The following is a 19,163-nucleotide window of genomic DNA, read 5'->3' as shown; positions in this document are numbered from 1 at the left end:
TCGGTTATTTTGATGGTTTCGGGATGATGACCCCTTCTTCTAAATCGAGCAACAAATCGATCAGCTCCGCACAAAATTCGGGGAACTGGTCGAGGAACGCACCTGGGCCGACCTCGTCCGTGAAGTCGATGTATAAATCCGATACGTTGCCGGCCATTTTCGCCGGGAGGGCGAGAAACGCCGACCCGAAACGCCAGCTGCCGCGAATGTCGAGCAGTTTCCCGAGCATGATGTCACCGACCTCACGCTTTTCAGGGAGTTTGACGCGATACGTCTCCTTCGTCTCCCAGTCGCGAAGACCGTCCTCGGTCACTTCAAAGACTGAACAGCGCGGGACGGCGAGTCCGCGGAGCGCGTGATACAGGGCCGGGGACATGTCCGCCTTATGGTCCGCTAAATAGCGACCGTGCGGCGTCATCCCGTCCTCGTCCGTCTCAAAGAAGACGGCCCAATCGATGAATAGGTCGCGGAACAGTTCGGCGTCTTTCAAATGCCATGTGCCTTCCGAGGCGATTTCTTGAATATAGTTTGTCCATTGCGTGCTCCGTGCGAGTGCCGCTTGCTCATATAATTTCTTCAGCTCGGCCAGCAATTCGGACTCTTCCACAAGCAATGGGAATGGAATCACTTTCCGGTCTTTTTTCATCGACGTGGTCCTCGCTTGTTCGCAGGGCGCTTGACGACTTTCGGTTTGTCTTCCATGCGTTTCTCGATGACGTCACCGCGGTAAATCTCGAGCTCCTTCAATTCGACGCCGAGTTGACGGGCGAACGCCTTCAAGTGCTTCAAGTCCTCATCGGTCACGAGGGATAGCACAGTCCCGGCCGCGTTTCCACGAGCCGTCCGGCCCGAGCGGTGAATGAAGTCGTCAATCGATTCGGGCAAGTCGAAATGGACGACGTGCGTCACTTCTTCGATGTCGAGGCCGCGAGCGGCAAGGCCCGTCGTGATGAGGAGCGGGTACTCGCCTTTGCGGAATTCACGGAGCGTCTCGACGCGTTCCCGTTTGCCTTTTAAGCTATCGAGCATGCGATAGTTCACGTTCATCTTCTCGAGCTCTCCTTTTAAAGGCGGCAAGAACGAGCGGTTGTTGATGAAGGCGAGCGCTTTGACACCGTCGACGTGAGACAGACGGCGGAGTAGCTCCGGCTTGTAGCGGCGTGTCGTCAACATGTAGCCGAACGACACTTGGTTATTCACGGCCCGCTCGATTTTAATGTGAGCCGGTTCATTCAAGAACGGTGCGGCCCAGGCGTTCAACGAATCCGTCAACGTCGCTGACACGAGCGCGATTTGGCGATTTGCTGCCGTATGCTTGATGATCCGCTCCGCGGTCTCGGTCAACCCGCTGTCGATGATTTGATCCGCTTCATCGAGAATGACAGTGTGCGTCTCATGCAACTTCAATTTTTTCTTTTCAATCAATTCGACGAGACGTCCCGGCGTCCCGACGATCAAATGCGGTTTTTTCTTCAATCGGTCGATTTGACGCTTCAGCTCAACCCCACCGATGAATGAAGCGATGCGAACATCACCTTTCTCCGTGAAGCGTTGGGCGACGTTTTGAATCTGCATGACGAGTTCTCGTGTCGGGGCGACGATGACGACTTGGATGCGTTCGTTCGTCGGGTCGATTTTCTCGATTGCCGGTAACAAATAGGCGAGCGTCTTCCCGGTGCCGGTCGGCGCCTCGATGGTCACGTCTTTGCCGTCAAGCAAGAGCGGGAACGCTTCTGCTTGGACCGGCATTGGTTCAGTGAAGCCGAGGCGCTCCCAGGCTTCGTTAATAAATGGTTTTGTAAAGTTCATATCAGTTCTCCTTATCGTTGGGCAAAAACAAAGGAAGCATAAGCGCTCCCTGTCTCAAATATAACGAACATGTTCGGTGTCGCCGTCAAATGACGAGCGCAGTGTCTGGGTATACGTTTGGCCGTCTTCGATGAGCGAAATGTGCACATCGATTCCGTCGGCTGTCCGTTCGATGCCTTCGAGCGTGAACCCTTGGTAGACGCGGTACTGTAACTCCGTCACCAACTGCTCATACGGTTTTAACTCGGGATGCGTCGCGACGACATCAATCGGTCGTGAGACGAGCGCGACGAGTAAGCTGTCTCGATAATCGATGAAATCTTCGTTTTCGATGTCATCATCGAAGCGAATCCAAAATCCTGCATCTTCAAATTCTGTAATGAATCCGTCACGCGATTCTCCGGCTGAATCGACTTTAAGTGAAATTCGATCACCGACTTTCAAGTCGTGCTCAGGTGTCAATGGTTCATACGTCATGGGAAGAACCCCTTCCTCTTCTACAATGTTCTGCCTTCATTGTGTCTGAAATGCGTCAAAAATTCAAGTTCTATCCCTGAAGTGTGAGGGACATCACACCTAAATCTGTATACTTCGTCACAGAAAGCAAAGAGGAGTACAGATGACGCTGAAGTCACGCAACCATGCGCCTCATCTGTTTCAAATTTGAGTGATTGCCTAGTATAACAGATGGTGAAGCGCTTACAAACGGCGAGGCGTATCAACGTTCATTAGATTGTTACAACATTCACAAGTTCGTAATACATCTTGTTCACTTTTTCACGTACACTCATATTATAGAAAGCAGGCAGTTATCTCAACCTATGAGGAGTGACCAACCATGGCAACCGAAATCAAATCAGCGTGGTCAGGATTTGTTCCTGGTCAATGGACGACGGAAGTGAACGTCGGGGAGTTTATTCGATTGAACCGGCACGAGTATACGGGAGACGACCGTTTCTTGGCGGGCCCGACAGAGGCGACGGATCGTCTTTGGGCACATGTGATGGAATTGACGAAACAAGAGCGAGAACGTGGCGGGGTTTGGGATGTTGATCAACATACGCCATCGACCATCATCTCGCACGGACCAGGATACTTAGACAAAGCGTTAGAGAAAGTCGTCGGCGTTCAGACGGATGAGCCGTTCAAACGCTCAATCCACCCGAACGGCGGGATTCGGATGGTCGATGCGGCACTCGAATCGTACGGATTCGAGCCGGATCCGCAGATCACCAAAATTTATTCGGACATTCGGAAGACGCACAACCAAGGTGTCTTCGATGCGTACACGCCTGAAATGCGTGCGGCGCGGAAATCGGGGATCATTACGGGTCTTCCTGATGCATACGGACGCGGACGCATTATCGGAGACTATCGTCGCGTCGCTCTTTATGGTGTCGACTTCTTGATGGCTGAACGGAAGAAAGATTTGGCGAAGCGTGGTGGCTTCTTGTCTGAAGCCGATATTCGGACACGCGAAGAAATGTCGGAACAGCTCCGGGCGCTCCAAGAATTGAAACAGCTCGGTACGGCGTACGGGTTTGACCTCGGCCGTCCGGCGGAAAATACACAAGAGGCGTATCAATGGGTGTACCTTGCTTATCTCGCAGCCGTCAAAGAACAAAACGGGGCCGCCATGTCGCTCGGACGCGTTTCGACGTTCCTCGACGTCTATGCCGAGCGTGACATCGAAGCTGGTCGATTGACGGAGTCGGATGTCCAAGAAATTGTTGATCACTTCATTATGAAGCTTCGAATCGTCAAGTTTTTACGGACACCAGACTATAACGAACTGTTCTCCGGTGACCCGACATGGGTGACCGAGTCAATCGGTGGCATGAGTGAAGACGGTCGCTCGAACGTGACGAAGAGCTCGTTCCGCTTCCTCCATTCGCTCTCAAACCTCGGCCCGGCTCCTGAGCCGAACTTGACGGTGCTTTGGTCAACGAGATTGCCAGAAGGGTTCAAACAATACTGCGCGAAGATGTCGATTGAGACGTCGGCCATCCAATATGAAAACGATGATCTCATGCTTCCGACGTTCGGTGACGATTATGGGATCGCCTGCTGTGTGTCGCCGATGAAAATCGGGAAACAGATGCAGTTCTTCGGCGCTCGCGCCAACATGGCGAAAGCACTCCTCTACAGCATGAACGGGGGACGCGATGAGAAGAGCGGCGACCAGATCGCACCGGCTTGGGAGATGAACACGGAAGACGTCCTCACGTACGAAAAAGTGTACGCTGACTTCGACCGGACGCTCGATTGGCTCGCTGAACTATATGTCAACACGCTCAACGTCATCCATTTCATGCACGACAAATACGCGTACGAACGTATCGAGATGGCGCTCCACGACCCTGAGATTTTACGGACGATGGCATGCGGCATCGCCGGCCTCTCGGTCACAGCCGACAGCCTGTCAGCCATCAAATATGCGACCGTGAAACCGGTCCGAAACGAACAAGGCATCGCCGTCGACTTCGAGACAGAAGGCGACTTCCCTAAATTCGGCAACAACGACGACCGTGTCGATGCGATCGCCGTCGAACTCGTTGAATCGTTCATGGAAAAAGTACGCAAGCATAAAACGTACCGTGACGCGCTCCATACGCAGTCGGTCTTGACGATCACATCAAACGTCGTCTACGGCAAGAAGACAGGGAACACACCGGACGGACGTCGCGCCGGCGAACCGTTCGCACCAGGTGCGAACCCGATGCACGGCCGGGATACGAAAGGGGCAGCCGCGTCGCTCTCATCAGTCGCGAAACTCCCGTTCGAACACGCGCAAGACGGTATCTCCTACACGTTCTCGATCGTCCCGAAAGCGCTCGGTAAAGAAGAAGTGGCACGTGAACTCAACTTGGCGGCACTCCTTGACGGTTATATGGGCGGGGCACATAAAGGCCATCACTTGAACGTCAACGTCTTCAACCGTGAGACGTTGCTCGATGCGATGGAGCATCCGGAAGAATATCCACAGCTCACGATCCGTGTCTCAGGTTACGCGGTCAACTTCATCAAGTTGACACGCGAGCAACAGATCGACGTCATCAACCGGACGTTCCACGGTTCACTGTAAACAAAGGCTTGGCGGCCTTCACTCGAGGGCCGCTCATTCGTTAGGAGGTCATTTCGATGACAATGGGATATGTACACTCGGTCGAATCGTTTGGAACCGTTGACGGCCCGGGAATTCGTTTTATCGTCTTTTTACAAGGTTGTGCGCTGCGTTGCCTCTATTGCCATAACGCTGACACGTGGGATTTCAAAAAGAATAACCATCGTTCGGCCGAGGATGTCATCCAAGAAGCGCTCAGCTATCGTCCGTTCATGGAAGCGTCAAAAGGCGGCATCACGATTTCTGGGGGCGACCCGCTTGCGCAGCCAGAGTTTTTAGAGGCGCTGTTGCGTGAGGCGAAGAAACACGGTCTCCATACGACACTCGACACGTCAGGTGCACTCCGTCCCCCTAACTTGGACGCGATTTTGGACCATACCGATCTCGTCTTGCTTGATATTAAACATATCGACGATGACATGTGTAAGAAACTGACAGGACGGAGCAACGTCAACACGCTCGCGCTCGCGGAGCACTTATCCGAGCGCGGAACGAACATGTGGATTCGCCACGTCCTCGTCCCGGAATGGACACTCGATGAAGGCGCGCTCCGCCGCACGGCAGCGTTCATTCAAAAACTCGATCACGTCGAGAAAGTCGAAATCTTACCGTACCATGAGATGGGCGTCTACAAATGGGAGGCGCTCGGTCTCGACTATCCGCTCAAAGGGATCAAACCCCCGACGACGGAACAAGTCGAATGGGCGGAAGGGATCTTACAAGGAACCGTTTAAAAAACTGCGCAGACCGTCATCATGGTCTGCGCAGTTTTATTATAGATGCTTTTGATTCACGTGTAGACGGATGGCGGTCTCATCGAGCGGGCGTTTGGCGACGCCGGTCTCGACGGCCGCGGTAGCGACCGCGACGGCTACGGCCGGTGCGACGCGTTCATCGAACGGACTCGGGATGACGACCCCGTTCGTCAAATCTTCCTCGGTCACTAGGTCGGCAATCGCATGGACGGCGGCTTCCTTCATTTCCTCATTGATTTCGGTCGCGCGAACGTCAAGCGCGCCGCGGAAAATGCCTGGGAAGGCGAGGACGTTGTTCACTTGGTTGGCGAAGTCTGAACGGCCGGTCGCCACGACGCGGGCGCCTGCGTTTGTCGCGAGTTCCGGCATAATCTCTGGAATCGGGTTCGCTAGGGCGAAGATGATTGGGTCGACGGCCATCGAACGGACCATGTCTTCCGTGACAGCCCCGGCCGCCGAGACGCCGATAAAGACGTCGGCCCCTTCGAGCACGTCGGCGAGCGATCCTTCGTGTTGCTTCCGGTTCGTCGCGTTGGCGATTTGGTCTTTGAACGGGTTCATCCCTTCGACGCGTCCTTCGTAAATCGCGCCTTTCGTGTCGCAGATGACGAGGTCCTCGACACCGAAACGCGTCAATAATTTGGCGATGGCGATGCCGGCTGCACCGGCCCCGTTCATGACGACGCGGAGTTCCGGCATCGTCTTATCGACAAGGCGTAGCGCGTTGACGAGACCGGCCAAGACGACGATGGCCGTGCCGTGTTGGTCGTCATGGAAGACGGGAATCGGAAGCGATTGTTTCAACCGAGCCTCGATTTCAAAACACTCGGGTGCTTTGATGTCTTCTAAGTTGACCGCGCCGAACGTCGGTGCGAGCAGTTCGACCGTCCGAACGATCTCGTCGACGTCATGCGTGTCTAGGCAGATGGGGAACGCATCGACGCCGGCGAAGCTTTTAAACAAGACGGCTTTCCCTTCCATGACCGGGAGGGCGGCCTCAGGTCCGATATTCCCGAGACCGAGGACGGCGCTGCCATCTGAGACGACGGCGACGGTATTGGCCCGGAGTGTATAGTCATAAGATAATTCTTTATCGTCAGCGATGCGTCGGCACGGCTCGGCCACACCGGGCGAGTAGGCGAGGCTGAGCGCCTCCTTCGTGTCGACCTCGACTTTCGGAGTCGTTTCTAATTTTCCGTGATGGAAAGCATGCATCTCGAGTGCGCGTTCATTCAATGTTTTCATGTCTCTCTCCCTATGGCTAAAACGATTTTGTCTATGGCGATTCGTGTATATTGTAACGAAGTAACCGCTTTCTTTCGAGGGATTTGTGCACATTTGATGGAACAATTTCTGAACGGATGTTCACAAATGTCGGACTCATGATAGGACATGGTGCTAATTGCATCCATCAAAAGAGGGAGACACGGTCATTTCCGTGACTCCCGATTCGTTATGCTTTCGTCTTTCGTTTCTTCTTCTCGGCGATGCGAGCTGCTTCCGCTTGTCGTTTCTCGGCGTAGCGGAGTTCGCGCTCGAGTTTGACGAAGCTTTGATACCGTTTCGCATCGAGCGTTCCGGATGTGATGGCGGCTCGGACGGCGCAGCCCGGTTCGTTGCCGTGCGAACAGTCGCGGAACCGACACGTCTCGGCGAGCGTCTCGATATCGCGGAACGTCTCGTCGAGGTGGTCGGCCCCGTCCCAAAGTCCGAACTCGCGCATCCCGGGTGTGTCGATGACGAACAAATCGTCAATCTGGAACAGTTCGCGATGTGTCGTCGTATGCTTGCCGCGTTCATCGCTCTCGCGGACGGCCTGTGACTCGGCGACGGTCGTCCCGGCGAGCGCGTTCGTCAGCGTCGATTTCCCGACACCGGACGAGCCGACGAGGACGATGGTGCTTCCGCCCGGAAGTGCGGCTCGCAACGCTTCCACGCCGTCCCCAGTGACTGCACTGACAGGAAAGACGTCGACCCCAGGAACCGTCAACGTGAGCTCGTCGACGAGGGCATCTGCGCTGTCGACTTGGTCCGATTTCGTCAAGACGATGAGCGGTGTGGCGCCGGTCTCCCATGCGGCGAGCGAATAACGTTCGAGGCGGCGCAGGTTGAAATCGTGGCCGCACGCCATCGTGATTAAAATGAAATCGACGTTCGCGCAGATCAGCTGTTCGCGCGTCTCGTTGCCGGCCGCTGCCCGTGAAAGGACAGTGCGTCGTTCAAGGAGACGTCGAATCAAGCCTTGACCATGCTCGCGAACGGTGAACTCGACATAGTCGCCGATGACGGGATAGTCGCGCTCGCTCTCGGCCTCATGCCGAAATTTTCCGGAGACGCTACACGTGTAGGTTTCGTTCTCTGTCGTGACGGTGTACATATGTTGGAACTGTGCCGTGACACGTCCCGTTGTGCTTGTTGTTTGATTCAAATAGAATCCTCCCTTTAGTAGTGGAGGACAGTCGCCCTCCGATTGGCTGACAAGGTCGGTACTGCATGGATTACGGTGCTCATAAAACATCATCCTTTCGTTGTTCGATAGCAGTAGTATACCACATCGATTGAGAACGCTAACATCTCAGTCTTCAGACCGAGGGAAAACAGGCCTTCCGCTCGTCGCATCCCGAAAAATAACGTATTATGATAAGAGTGTACTTAACGAGGAGGGATGACAGATGAATCGCCAGGTGAAGCAAGTGCTGTTCATCGTGGCCGCGATCTCTTTAGTTCTCGTTCTAATCGGCTTTTTACCAAATATGATCTTATTTGGTTTGGGGGCGCTCTTAGCACTGTGGGCTGGAGTCAGATTCATGGCTGTGACACATGTCGGCGCGAAAATCGGTTACGGCGCACTCGCCGTAGTCGGGATACTCACGGTATTGTCGAATATTTGGGCGTTAATCGGAATTTTGGTAGCATGGGTCCTGTTTAAAGGGTATATGATGTATGCCAACCAAAAGCGGGATGTCGAGATTTTTAACGCGGACGGGTCGCGTGCGAGCGGAAGTAGCTTTCAATCGTTTGACCAAGTCTGGCAGAAGTTTGTAAACCGTCGCTAAGATTCACAAGGAGGATACGAGGATGAAGACACCATTTGACCAGTTTCGTGATTTAGCTAATGAGTTGACGAAAGAGTTATCGAAAGAAATGAAGAAGTATCAAGATAAAGAGGCACCGCGCTCGAGCGGTGAAGCCGAGTTGAACCGTCACATCCGTGGCGCTGAAAAAGAAGCGTTGTCGGTCGAACGCCTCGTCGAGCGTCAAAAAACGTTGCTTGATGAATTGGCGACAAAACGTGATGACGCCAAACAGATGGCCGATAAGCGATACGAGCAGACGGAATTGGCGAAAAAAGCGGGTGAAGAGAAGCTTGCCGAACGGGCCGCTCTTGAGTCGAAGCACTACGGGGAACAATACCGCTACTTCGAAGGGTTGATCGATGAAGGAACGCGTGAACTCGATGCCCTCGAGCGTCGTGCCCTCGAGATGCGTTTGAAACTCGATGAGATGCAAAACAAACGTTACGAGTTTGCGATGCGTCAAAACATGGATTTGTTGAAAGGGGCACTCGACCAAATTTTCGGAGCAGACACGTCGAAATCGCATCCGTTCACAGAAGAGGAAGAGAAGAAAGAGTCAACTCCAGAAGAATCAATCGATTCGGCAGACGAAGATGACTTTGAAGCAAAACTGAAAGAACTTGAGCGTCGTTTCAAACAAGACTGACGCGACGGTTCAGCGATGGTCCGAGATGGATTCGGGCCATCGCTTCTTTGCTTCATATTACATATCGGGAGAGGAGGAAGCCGGGTGGAACGTTGGAACACACGCCAAATTATCGGATTTATGATTATCTTATTTGCCATCGGTCTATTCATCGACATCATCACTGGCGGCAATAGCGTCTTGTTCAGCATGATTTTACCGTTACTTTTGCTTTACATCGGACGTCGCTTTAGCCGGAAAGGCAACCAGCCGGTCAGCTATGTCTTTTATGGCATCGGTGGCATCATGCTCGTCGGACTCATCTTCTCATCGGCCGCTTTCGGATTTGTCTTGTCAGGACTCTTACTCATGTTCGGATATCGTCTTTATAAAAATCGTCCAATCGAATCGAATCGATTCCGCACACACCTCCGGCAAGAACAGGCGTTTTCGTTCGGCACAAAAGAGTCGGGACATTACGTGTTGAAAGACACGAACGAGTTCTTCTTGCTGCGTGACGTCGAAATGGACTTGTCTCGCGCCATCATCCCGGAAGGAGAGACGTTCTTACTGTTGAACGGACTCGCCGGTGACGTCCGGATCTTGATTCCGGCAGGGTACGATTATTCGATTGATGCCTCGATTGGATTTGGTAAGATTCAAGTCGATGAATCGAACTATTCGCCGGTGTTCAATCGCCGTTTCTATACGGCGTCGGACGACTATTCGACGGCGACGCGCAAAGTCCGGATTCATATCGTGCTCATGAGCGGAAGTGTCGAGGTGATGACGGTATGAAAAAAGATTCTTACCCAAGGACGGTCGTCTGGCATCAACTATTCAGTAGCTTGTTGACGGCGCTGTTCGTCACATTAGCCTTTTTAATAGGTGACTCGACTTCACTCCGAGATTTGTTCACGCGTGAAGAAGGGTTGCCTTTCGGTGTGTCCATCCTCGTCATCGCCGTTTTGATTGGCAGTGTGTTCGGGGTCGGGTCCTACTTTTACTTACGCCGCGATTTTCGGGAAGTCGCGAACGCTTTATGGAAACTAGAGAACCAAAAAGAAATTACGTTTCGTCCGCTATCCCCATATCGTGACACGTTAGAACGAATCGTCCGCATCAGCAAACAACGGACCGAAATGGTCGAAGTCGCCAAACGCGTCGGGGATCGTCCTGTCAGCGTCGAGGAGGCGCGGAGTGAAGCGGTCGTCGAAGAGCGTCGCCGTGTCGCCCGCGAGTTGCACGATTCGGTCAGTCAACAGTTGTACGCCATCTCGATGATGACGACTGCAGCGAAGCAGACGATTGACGTCAAACCGGACGTCGCCGCCAAACAGATTGCACAAGTCGAGGTCATGGCCCAAACCGCCCAAGCCGAGATGCGTTCGCTTCTTTTGCAACTGCGTCCGGTCGAGCTAGAAGGGATGACGCTGAAGACCGGGATTGAACGGTTGTTAGAAGAGTTGTCTCGTAAACAATCGACGGAACTCGTCTGGCGGCTCGAAGAAGTTCATTTGTCCCGTCACACGGAGAACGAACTGTTTCGCATCGTCCAAGAAGCGATTAGCAACACCCTCCGTCACGCCAAGGCGAAGCGGCTCGAGATTGAGATGCGGACCGTCCAACAGACGGTCATCTTGAAAATCAATGATGACGGCATCGGGTTTAATGTCGATGATACACAAGTCGCCTCATATGGCTTACAATCGATAAGAGAGAGAACGGCCGAGGTCGGTGGGACGTTACGTCTCGTCAGTGTGCCTGGTGCCGGTACTCAAATTGAAGTGCGCGTGAAACAACAAGTGGAGGGATTGGAATGATTCGAGTCGTATTAATTGATGACCACGAGATGGTCCGGGCCGGGGTGTCGGCTTTCTTGTCGACGCAACCGGACATCGAAGTCGTCGGCGAGGCCTCCGACGGGGCGACGGGCGCGGAGCTCGCGATCGCGGAGAAACCGGATGTCGTCTTGATGGACCTCGTCATGGAGCCGGTCGACGGGGTCGAGTCGACGAAACGCATCAAAGCGAGTTGGAAAGAAGCGAAGATTTTAGTCGTCACGAGTTTCTTAGACGATGAAAAAGTGTACCCGGTCATCGAGGCGGGGGCGATGAGTTACGTCTTGAAGACGGCGAACGCCAACGAGATTGCCGACGCGATTCGCCAGACAGCGGCGGGGAATCCCGTCATGGCCGCGCAAGTGACCGGTAAGATGCTCGAGCGTCTCCGTCATCCAGAAACGACGCTTCATGAGAGTCTGACGGCACGGGAACGTGAGATTTTACAACTGATGGCTGAAGGGAAAGCAAATCAAGTCATCGCCGATGAATTGTACATTTCGCTCAAGACGGTGAAGACACACGTGTCGAACATTTTGACGAAGCTCGACGTATATGACCGGACCCAAGCCGTCGTCTATGCGTTCCAGCACAACTTGGTGAGCAAATGAGCGGTGTCGTGATTCCGACGTTAGAAACGGAACGGCTGACGTTGCGGCCGCTCGAGGTGGTCGATGCAGGTCGGCTGTTCCCAATCTTTTCGAACGCGACCGTATTGAAGCATTACGGCATGGAGCCGCACGCCACAGTGGATGAGACGGTTCAAATGGTGACGAACATGGTCGAGGGGATGCGGGCGGGGACGGTCATCCGTTGGGGAATCGTTCGCAAAGACGACTTGACGTTGATTGGGACCATCGGCTTTCATAATCTCGTTCCACGCCACCGCCGCGCCGAGGTCGGATATGAGATTCACCCGGACTATTGGCGTAACGGCTATGCGTCCGAGGCGTTGCAAACGACGCTCGACTATTCAAGCCGCGTGGCAGCGTTTGATCGAATCGGGGCAGTCGTCTATACAGAGAACGTCGCCTCACAACACATGCTTGAGCGGAACGGGTTCATACGCGAAGGCACGCTCCGACACTACATGCGCCAAGATGGCAGGGCACATGACGTTTATATGTATAGCTACATACATGAAAGGCAGGATCACGAATGATCCTGCCTTTTAGCGTTTCTGGGCCTCTATTTGTTCGTCAATTTCTGATAGGTATTCCCATCGTTCCATCTTCGAATCGAGCGCTTCTTTCAACGTCGAGATTTCGGCATAAATCTCATTCACTTTTCCGATGTCGCTCCCGGCATCGGCCAAGCGTGCCTCAGCTGTCTCGATGGCAGACTCGATTGAGGCGATGTCGTCCTCAATCGTTTCCCATTCCTTCTGTTCTTTGAACGTGAATTTGACGACGTCCGTCTTGACGCGTTCTTTCTTCTCTTTCGGTTCCTTTTTCGCCTGCACCTTCGTCTCGACGAGCGAGGCTAAATAGTCGCTATATTCGGCATGATAGACGTTGATTGAGCCGTCTTCGAACGCGATCAGTTGGCCGGCGATTCGGTCTAAGAAATAGCGGTCGTGGCTGACGGCGATGACGGTTCCGGGGAAAGATTCCAAATAGTCCTCGAGAACGGATAACGTCTCGGTATCGAGGTCGTTCGTCGGTTCGTCCAAGAACAAGACGTTCGGCTCGTCCATCAAAATGCGGAGAAGGACGAGACGTCGTTTCTCGCCACCGGAAAGCTTCGCGATCGGTTTATATTGCGCATCCGGCGTGAATAAGAACCGCTCGAGCATTTGGCTCGCCGTAATCGATTCACCGTCCGGGGTGTGAATCACTTGCGCGATGCGTTCGATTTCATCGATGACACGGCGTGACAAGTCCTCGAATTCGACTTGTTGCCCGTAATAGCCGAGATGGACCGTCTCGCCATGCACGACCGTGCCGGACGTCGGCTCGAGCCGCTTGGCGAGGAGGTTCATGAGCGTCGTCTTACCACTTCCGTTCGGGCCGACGATGCCGTACCGTTCACGGCGACCGAACAACCAGTTGAACTCACGGATGATGGGCGTGTCGTCATATTGGAACGACAGGTGTTCGACTTCAATCACCTTTTTCCCGAGACGGCGCGATCCGACGGATACCTCGAGTACCTCGTCTTCGGCGAGCGACTCCTGATGCTTCAAGTCTTCGACGCGTTGAATCCGGGCCTTTTGTTTCGTCGTCCGTGCTTTGGCGCCACGTCGGAGCCAAGCGAGTTCACGTCGCAGGATGTTCTGACGTTTTTGTTCCATCGATTGCGTCCGCGCTTTTCGTTCGGCCCGTTTTTCGAGAAACAGCTCATAGTTCCCGTCATAGAAATAGCTCGTCCCGTCCGCAATCTCCAAAATGTGGTTCGTGACACGATTTAAGAAGTAGCGGTCGTGCGTGATGAGTAGGATGGCACCACGATAGTCCGCGAGCACCGTCTCGAGCCAAGCGATCGTATCGGCGTCGAGTTCGTTCGTCGGCTCGTCGAGTAAGAGCAAGTCCGCTTCGTCGAGCAGCGCCGCAGCGAGGGCGACCCGCTTTTGTTGACCACCCGACAGAGAACTGACGTCAGCCGTCACGTCCGGAAGTCCGAGCCGGTTTAAAATCGATTTTAATTTCGCCTCGGTTTCCCACGCGTCAGCGGCATCGACAGCTTGTTGGGCTTTCATGAACCGCTCGAGCCGCTGCTCGCTCGCCGGATCGGCTTCGAGTTGTTGCCGCGCCTGTTCATATGCTTTTAACGCCAGGACGGACGGAGTCTCGCTCGTGAACAGCGCATCTAAAATGGTTTGGTCAGGTGCGAATTCGACCGTCTGTGTCAAATAACGGATTCGGTAGTCGTTCGGGTGTTGCATCGTGCCGCGGTCGGCCGTCTCCACCCCGGCAATGATTTTCATAAAGGTGGATTTTCCAGAGCCGTTGACGCCGATGATGCCAATCCGATTCCCTGGGTGAATCGTCATCGTTACGTCGTCGAATAGGACTTTATCGGCAAACTCTTTATGGATCCCTTCGATGGTGAGTAAACTCATGACACATCTCCTTCTACGATTTGACGAATCGCGGCTTCGACCGTGGCGGCGACTTCCTTATTCGGGATATCGGCCGGATCGATGGCCGGAAGGAACGTCACGTCAACCGTGCCGGGCGTGATACGGTTTTTCGTCTCGAGTAGATGGTGGCTACCTTGAATCGCGACCGGGACGATTTTGGCACCGCTCGAAGTGGCGAGTGTCAGACTGCCGGCTTTGAATTCTTTCATCGGTCCGCCTTTCGAGCGTGTGCCTTCTGGGAAGATGATGATGGACTGTCCGGACTTAATCGTCTCGACGCCAGAGCGAATCGCCTTGATGGATTGCCGGCGGTCACTCCGGTCGATAAAGATACAACCCATCAGCTCCATCCAACGCGGGATAATTGGGAATTTTTGAACTTCGATTTTTGAAATGAACGCTTTCGGGTGTTTCGTCGCCGTGATCATAATCGGGACGTCGAAGTTTCCTTGGTGGTTCGCGACGTAGACGACCGGTTCGTTCGGGATGTTTTCGAGTCCCTTCACACGAACGTTCGCCCCGGCAACCTTTAATAAAAAGGTGGCCCATTTATAGGCGATGTCTTGCACGTAGCGATAGCGGGCCGGTACCTCGATCGTGCTTGCCTTCTTTAAAAACGGCAATGTCACTGGAAGTACGGCGAAAAATGAGAAAAACCAAACAGCGGTGCGAATCATACAGTTGTCTCCTTTCCATGTAGCGCGCAATAAGAAAGAGTCTTCTTCTCGAATGGAGAATCCGACTCTACGGCATGAAACCTTATTCCCAGAAGCGAGAATCGCTTTCCTCTTCTTCTTCCTCGAGTTCGAACGTCATTCGTTTATTCACCGGGTCGACGACGAAGTAAGCACCGTCTTGCTCGATGCTTTTGATTTGCATCGCTTGATCGTTCCCGATTTCAAGCGTGAGCCGAATCCGGTTGTCATCGTCGACGAGCAAGATTCCGTCTTCTTTCAGCCATAGCTCCATGACCGGTGAATAGCGTAAGATCCATTCGTTCGATAAGGGGATTTCATTCATACGTGTGTGTGCCTCCTACGGTTCAAATCCGTTATGCGATCTACTATCTTCATTAGAATAACAAAACTGACCGTCGAAGACGAGTGTTATGTAGAGCGTTTGCGCGAGCTAGAGTGCATCCGGGCGACGATTCGATTGATTCGCTTTTGGTCACGCCGTTCTTTGAGCAGGTTGTTCGTTTGCGCGATCAACTGCTTGCATGAAGACAATCCCATCGCGAGCAGCGCTGCGAATAAGAACGTGCCGATCGGGTCCTTGAAAAAACCGGTTTGGAACGAGACGGATAAACCGACGACCGAAACAATCGTGGCGAGAAAGTAAAATAGCATGAGTGACTCTTCCTTTCCGACAAGATTCAAAAAGTGCCGAACGTTAAATTCGTTCGACAATCGCCAGATAAATTCCTTTTTCTGTCGAACAAAAGAAAAAAACGCCTTCCCGAATAGAGAGGCGTTTCACTCTTGAACCATTGTGACCGATGAAGACACGTTCGTGTCGACACCGTTTGAGAAAATGAAGCTAAGTGAAGCGAGAAGGGCGAAGAACGTAATCAATAGCCCCTTCATAAAGCGTTTCGCAAATGAGCGAGATTGAACATCAAACATTTTATATCCCCCGTTCGGCCATGGCTGAAACCTAATTGTTAAACAACACTTCTCTTATAATAACGTTTTCAAAATGTGGATACTAGATGGAAATACGCCGTTCACAAAATTGTCACAATCATTTGAACATTATCGGCATAAGCCGGTCTTTTTTTCTTTTCATATGAGGGTTTGTGTTCACATTTTGGTCACATTTGTTTGGGGGAAGAAAAAGGAACATGATATGATTAGGAACGTGTGTAGGTAGGTATACTGACAGTAATAGAAGAAAAAAGGATGTGGATCATATGGCATTACGTGCAGGAGAAGTCGTAGACTTGGTCGCGGAACGTTCCGCTGATTTCGGTGTGTTCATCGGAAACGGTCGTGAAGAAGTACTGCTTCATCGAAAAGAGCAAACGGAAGAAGTCACGGTCGGACAGACGGTGCGTGTCTTCCTTTATCATGATTCAGAAGGACGGCTCGCCTCGACGATGACGATTCCGAACGTGACGTTCGATGAGTACGAATGGTTCGAAGTGACGGGTGTCCGGTACAATACGGGCGTGTTCGTCAATATCGGGATTCAAAAAGATGTGCTCGTCTCACAAGACGACCTTCCTGAAAATCGGTCGTACTGGCCAAAAGAAGGCGACAAGCTATGCGTTCGCCTCAAGTACGACCAAAAAGGGCGTCTGTTAGGCGACCCGGCTCCATACGCTTACTTGAATTTATTAGCTCGCCCCGCAAAAGAAGAGTGGGGCAACCAAGACGTGTCGGCAATCGTATTAAATAAACGAGACGTCGGGGTCAACGTTTGGGTCGAGAACGAGTCACTCGGTTTCTTACATGAAGCGGAGATGACAAGATGGCCACGCCTCGGTGAGCAGTTGACAGTCCGCGTGACGAAAGTGAAACAAGACGGTACGGTACTCGTCTCAATGAAGCCACGTGCGTACGAAGCGATTGAAGGGGACGCAGGAAACGTTCTCTCTTATATTGAAGAACGAGGTGGCCAAATGCCTTATGGCGATAAAACGGCACCTGACATCATCGACCGGGAGTTCGGGATGAGCAAAGCGGCCTTCAAACGTGCGCTCGGTAAGTTATTAAAAGAAAAGCGAGTTGAAAAGCTCGACAACGGGTACAAATTGAAATAAGATTACTCATGCTGACGCAGTCATGAAAAGTTTTAGAATGTATTTCTTTCATTTTAGAAATGAATACGTTATAGTTAGTAAAGTTGACTAAGAGGAAACATTGAAAGAACGTCTGTTGAACGAACTCTCAGACGTTTTTTGTATGAACAAAGGAGAATATAATTTGACAAAATTCCAAGATTTACAGTTAAGTGAAGCATTAGTAAAAGGTGTACTCAAGATGGGCTTCGAAGAAGCGACACCGATCCAAGCTGAAACAATTCCTGTCGCACTCACTGGAGTGGACGTATTAGGACAAGCACAAACAGGTACAGGGAAAACAGCAGCTTTCGGTATTCCGACAATTGAGCGAATCGATTCAAAGGCGCGTCAAGTCCAAGCACTCGTTCTTGCACCGACACGTGAACTTGCGATTCAAGTTGCAGAAGAATTAAACAAAATTGGGGAATCAAAACGTGTATACGCACTCCCTGTTTACGGTGGTCAACAAATCGACCGTCAAATCCGCGGCTTGAAAAAGAACCCACAAATCGTCGTTGCGACACCAGGACGTCTCATGGACCACATGAAACGCAAGACGATCAAACTCGACGAGATCCAAACGGTCATCTTGGACGAGGCGGATGAAATGCTCAACATGGGCTTCGTAGAAGATATCGAGACGATTTTGGCTGGTCTTCCAGCTGAGCGTCAGACGCTTCTCTTCTCAGCGACGATGCCACCACAGATCAAGAAGATTGCTGAACGCTTCATGAAGTCGCCGACAATCATCAAAGTAAAAGCGAAGGAAATGACAGTTGAGAACATCAACCAACAGTTCCTCGAATTGCGCGAAGGCCAGAAATTCGATACGCTTTGCCGTTTGATTGACATCGACTCACCAGAACTCAGCATCATCTTCGCTCGTACGAAGAAACGCGTTGACGAAGTGACAGAAGCCCTCATCAAGCGTGGTTACACGGCTGATGGTCTTCACGGTGACTTGACGCAGTCGAAACGTGACCAAGTCATCCGTCGTTTCAAAAACGGCACGATTGACATCTTAGTCGCAACAGACGTAGCGGCACGTGGTCTTGACATCTCAGGTGTGACACACGTTTACAACTTCGATGTGCCACAAGACCCGGAAAGCTACGTGCACCGGATCGGACGTACAGGCCGTGCTGGTAAAACAGGTACTGCCCTTACGTTCATCACACCACGTGAGTTCGGCCAAGTGAAAGCAATCGAGCGCGTGACGAACAAGAAGATGAACCGTCGTCACGTACCGACGATCGCGGAAGTACTCGAAGGCAACCAAAAGCAAGCAGCTGAAGAGTTGATCGAACGCGTTCAAGCGGGCGATTTCAAAGCTTACACGCAACTTGCGACAGAGCTTCTTGAAGAGTATGAAGCAGTTGAAATTCTTGCGGCAGCCCTTCGTGGATTGACGAAAGAGCCGGATTCAACACCAGTTGAAATCTCATACGCAGACCCAATTCGCGTGAAGCGTCAAGGCGGACGCAACGACCGCGGTGGATACCGTGGAAACCGTAGTGGCGGCGGCGAACGTCGTGGCGGCGGAGACCGTGGCGGCCGTAGCGGTGGCGGCGGTGGATACCGTGGCAAACGTAGCGGTGGAGACGACCGTCGTCGTTCGGACGATCGCCGTCGTTCAGACGACCGTGGCCCACGCCGTCCACGTGACTAATCGATAAATCAAAACCGCATTTCCTTAAGTGGATTTGCGGTTTTTTTATTGCGGTCATGCTACACTAAACGAGTAGAGATGGAAGGATGAGGTGTCAATGGATGGTAGAACTTAGTTTCGGTTTCGTCATACTGTTGGTATGTGTATTGGCGTTAAAGCCAATCGTATCAAAGACGGACCGGCCGAATTTTCGCTATATCCCCGTAGCGACGTTACTATTTGGCGCGATGATTTGGCTCGTCATGGCCATCGGTGTCGGTGGGAAAATGGGAATCGGCTATGGGGTAATGAGTATCGTGTATTTCATTGCTTGTTTCGGTGCCTATATGTATGTGCATACACGAGCGAGCTGAAACCGGCTCGCTTTCTTATTTTTGATTAAATGAATGAGGTGAT

21 protein-coding genes are annotated in these 19,163 nt (G+C 52.4%); 11 read left to right on the top strand and 10 right to left on the bottom strand.

Annotated features, from left to right (window positions below; genetic code table 11):
* Window positions 1-4: 4 nt before the first annotated feature.
* From RT52_RS05830 to RT52_RS05820, 3 genes are read right to left on the bottom strand one after another with little or no spacing between them, the layout of a single operon-like run.
* Window positions 5-646 carry a hypothetical protein gene (locus tag RT52_RS05830; RefSeq protein WP_034815789.1) on the bottom strand — a complete coding sequence of 214 codons (642 nt, stop codon included), beginning with the start codon at window positions 644-646 and terminating at the stop codon, window positions 5-7.
* Window positions 643-1,809, bottom strand: a complete 1,167-nt coding sequence (locus RT52_RS05825; RefSeq protein WP_034815787.1) for a DEAD/DEAH box helicase — start codon at window positions 1,807-1,809, stop codon at window positions 643-645. Before RT52_RS05825 ends, RT52_RS05830 begins: the two co-directional genes overlap by 4 nt.
* Before the next feature lie 54 nt (window positions 1,810-1,863).
* The gene (locus RT52_RS05820) at window positions 1,864-2,286 is read right to left on the bottom strand and encodes a hypothetical protein (protein ID WP_034803896.1); all 423 of its coding nucleotides are present in this window, start codon (window positions 2,284-2,286) and stop codon (window positions 1,864-1,866) included.
* A 361-nt stretch (window positions 2,287-2,647) separates the two neighbouring features.
* Between RT52_RS05820 and pflB the strand changes: the two genes are divergently transcribed.
* Window positions 2,648-4,894 (top strand): formate C-acetyltransferase, encoded by a 2,247-nt coding sequence (gene pflB / locus RT52_RS05815; RefSeq protein WP_034803894.1) that lies wholly within the window; start codon window positions 2,648-2,650, stop codon window positions 4,892-4,894.
* A gap of 56 nt (window positions 4,895-4,950) precedes the next feature.
* Window positions 4,951-5,667, top strand: a complete 717-nt coding sequence (gene pflA, locus RT52_RS05810) for a pyruvate formate-lyase-activating protein (RefSeq protein ID WP_034815785.1) — start codon at window positions 4,951-4,953, stop codon at window positions 5,665-5,667.
* A gap of 39 nt (window positions 5,668-5,706) precedes the next feature.
* Here the strand turns inward: pflA and RT52_RS05805 are convergent, their stop codons facing one another.
* On the bottom strand, window positions 5,707-6,933 hold the full coding sequence (locus RT52_RS05805) for an NAD(P)-dependent malic enzyme (protein ID WP_034815783.1): 1,227 nt from the start codon (window positions 6,931-6,933) through the stop codon (window positions 5,707-5,709).
* Between the two features lie 208 nt (window positions 6,934-7,141).
* Window positions 7,142-8,116 carry a ribosome small subunit-dependent GTPase A gene (rsgA, locus tag RT52_RS05800; RefSeq protein ID WP_034815782.1) on the bottom strand — a complete coding sequence of 325 codons (975 nt, stop codon included), beginning with the start codon at window positions 8,114-8,116 and terminating at the stop codon, window positions 7,142-7,144.
* Between the two features lie 244 nt (window positions 8,117-8,360).
* Here rsgA and RT52_RS17855 point away from each other — a divergent pair, with 244 nt between their 5' ends.
* The 6 genes from RT52_RS17855 (at window position 8,361) to RT52_RS05770 (ending at window position 12,393) form a co-directional block, all read left to right on the top strand.
* A complete protein-coding gene (locus tag RT52_RS17855) occupies window positions 8,361-8,744 on the top strand; it encodes a lmo0954 family membrane protein (RefSeq protein WP_024371646.1) in 384 nt (127 codons plus the stop codon).
* 22 nt (window positions 8,745-8,766) lie between these two features.
* Window positions 8,767-9,411: a PspA/IM30 family protein gene (locus RT52_RS05790; protein WP_034803884.1), complete on the top strand. Its 645-nt coding sequence runs from the start codon at window positions 8,767-8,769 to the stop codon at window positions 9,409-9,411.
* Between the two features lie 84 nt (window positions 9,412-9,495).
* Window positions 9,496-10,188 carry a cell wall-active antibiotics response protein LiaF gene (gene liaF / locus RT52_RS05785; RefSeq protein WP_034815780.1) on the top strand — a complete coding sequence of 231 codons (693 nt, stop codon included), beginning with the start codon at window positions 9,496-9,498 and terminating at the stop codon, window positions 10,186-10,188.
* Window positions 10,185-11,213, top strand: a complete 1,029-nt coding sequence (locus RT52_RS05780) for a sensor histidine kinase (RefSeq protein WP_024371643.1) — start codon at window positions 10,185-10,187, stop codon at window positions 11,211-11,213. The genes liaF and RT52_RS05780 overlap by 4 nt, the downstream gene beginning before the upstream one ends.
* Window positions 11,210-11,842, top strand: coding sequence for a response regulator (locus RT52_RS05775; protein ID WP_024371642.1), 633 nt, complete (start codon window positions 11,210-11,212; stop codon window positions 11,840-11,842). Before RT52_RS05780 ends, RT52_RS05775 begins: the two co-directional genes overlap by 4 nt.
* An 8-nt stretch (window positions 11,843-11,850) precedes the next feature.
* On the top strand, window positions 11,851-12,393 hold the full coding sequence (locus tag RT52_RS05770) for a GNAT family N-acetyltransferase (protein WP_034803906.1): 543 nt from the start codon (window positions 11,851-11,853) through the stop codon (window positions 12,391-12,393).
* 9 nt (window positions 12,394-12,402) lie between these two features.
* Here the strand turns inward: RT52_RS05770 and abc-f are convergent, their stop codons facing one another.
* The 5 genes from abc-f to RT52_RS16445 all read right to left on the bottom strand — a co-directional run bounded on the left by abc-f (window position 12,403) and on the right by RT52_RS16445 (window position 15,938).
* Complete coding sequence (gene abc-f / locus RT52_RS05765; protein ID WP_034815777.1) at window positions 12,403-14,292, bottom strand: ribosomal protection-like ABC-F family protein; 1,890 nt, start codon at window positions 14,290-14,292, stop codon at window positions 12,403-12,405.
* Entirely contained in the window at window positions 14,289-14,990 is a 702-nt protein-coding gene (locus tag RT52_RS05760) for a lysophospholipid acyltransferase family protein (protein ID WP_034815775.1), read from the bottom strand. Before RT52_RS05760 ends, abc-f begins: the two co-directional genes overlap by 4 nt.
* A gap of 82 nt (window positions 14,991-15,072) precedes the next feature.
* Window positions 15,073-15,333 (bottom strand): hypothetical protein, encoded by a 261-nt coding sequence (locus RT52_RS05755; protein WP_034803873.1) that lies wholly within the window; start codon window positions 15,331-15,333, stop codon window positions 15,073-15,075.
* A gap of 86 nt (window positions 15,334-15,419) precedes the next feature.
* Window positions 15,420-15,662, bottom strand: coding sequence for a hypothetical protein (locus tag RT52_RS05750; protein ID WP_034803870.1), 243 nt, complete (start codon window positions 15,660-15,662; stop codon window positions 15,420-15,422).
* Between the two features lie 126 nt (window positions 15,663-15,788).
* Window positions 15,789-15,938 carry a hypothetical protein gene (locus RT52_RS16445; RefSeq protein WP_167331252.1) on the bottom strand — a complete coding sequence of 50 codons (150 nt, stop codon included), beginning with the start codon at window positions 15,936-15,938 and terminating at the stop codon, window positions 15,789-15,791.
* A gap of 287 nt (window positions 15,939-16,225) precedes the next feature.
* Between RT52_RS16445 and RT52_RS05745 the strand changes: the two genes are divergently transcribed.
* From RT52_RS05745 to RT52_RS05735, 3 genes are all read left to right on the top strand, one after another.
* Window positions 16,226-17,077 (top strand): CvfB family protein, encoded by an 852-nt coding sequence (locus tag RT52_RS05745; RefSeq protein WP_034803867.1) that lies wholly within the window; start codon window positions 16,226-16,228, stop codon window positions 17,075-17,077.
* Between the two features lie 163 nt (window positions 17,078-17,240).
* Window positions 17,241-18,767: a degradosome RNA helicase CshA gene (gene cshA / locus RT52_RS05740; protein ID WP_167331251.1), complete on the top strand. Its 1,527-nt coding sequence runs from the start codon at window positions 17,241-17,243 to the stop codon at window positions 18,765-18,767.
* A gap of 101 nt (window positions 18,768-18,868) precedes the next feature.
* Complete coding sequence (locus tag RT52_RS05735) at window positions 18,869-19,120, top strand: hypothetical protein (RefSeq protein WP_034803864.1); 252 nt, start codon at window positions 18,869-18,871, stop codon at window positions 19,118-19,120.
* Window positions 19,121-19,163 lie beyond the last annotated feature (43 nt).

It is taken from the genome of Exiguobacterium alkaliphilum 12/1, assembly GCF_000714435.1.
Taxonomy (GTDB): Bacteria; Bacillota; Bacilli; order Exiguobacteriales; family Exiguobacteriaceae; genus Exiguobacterium; species Exiguobacterium alkaliphilum.
This window is presented reverse-complemented; position numbering and strand designations above follow the sequence as displayed.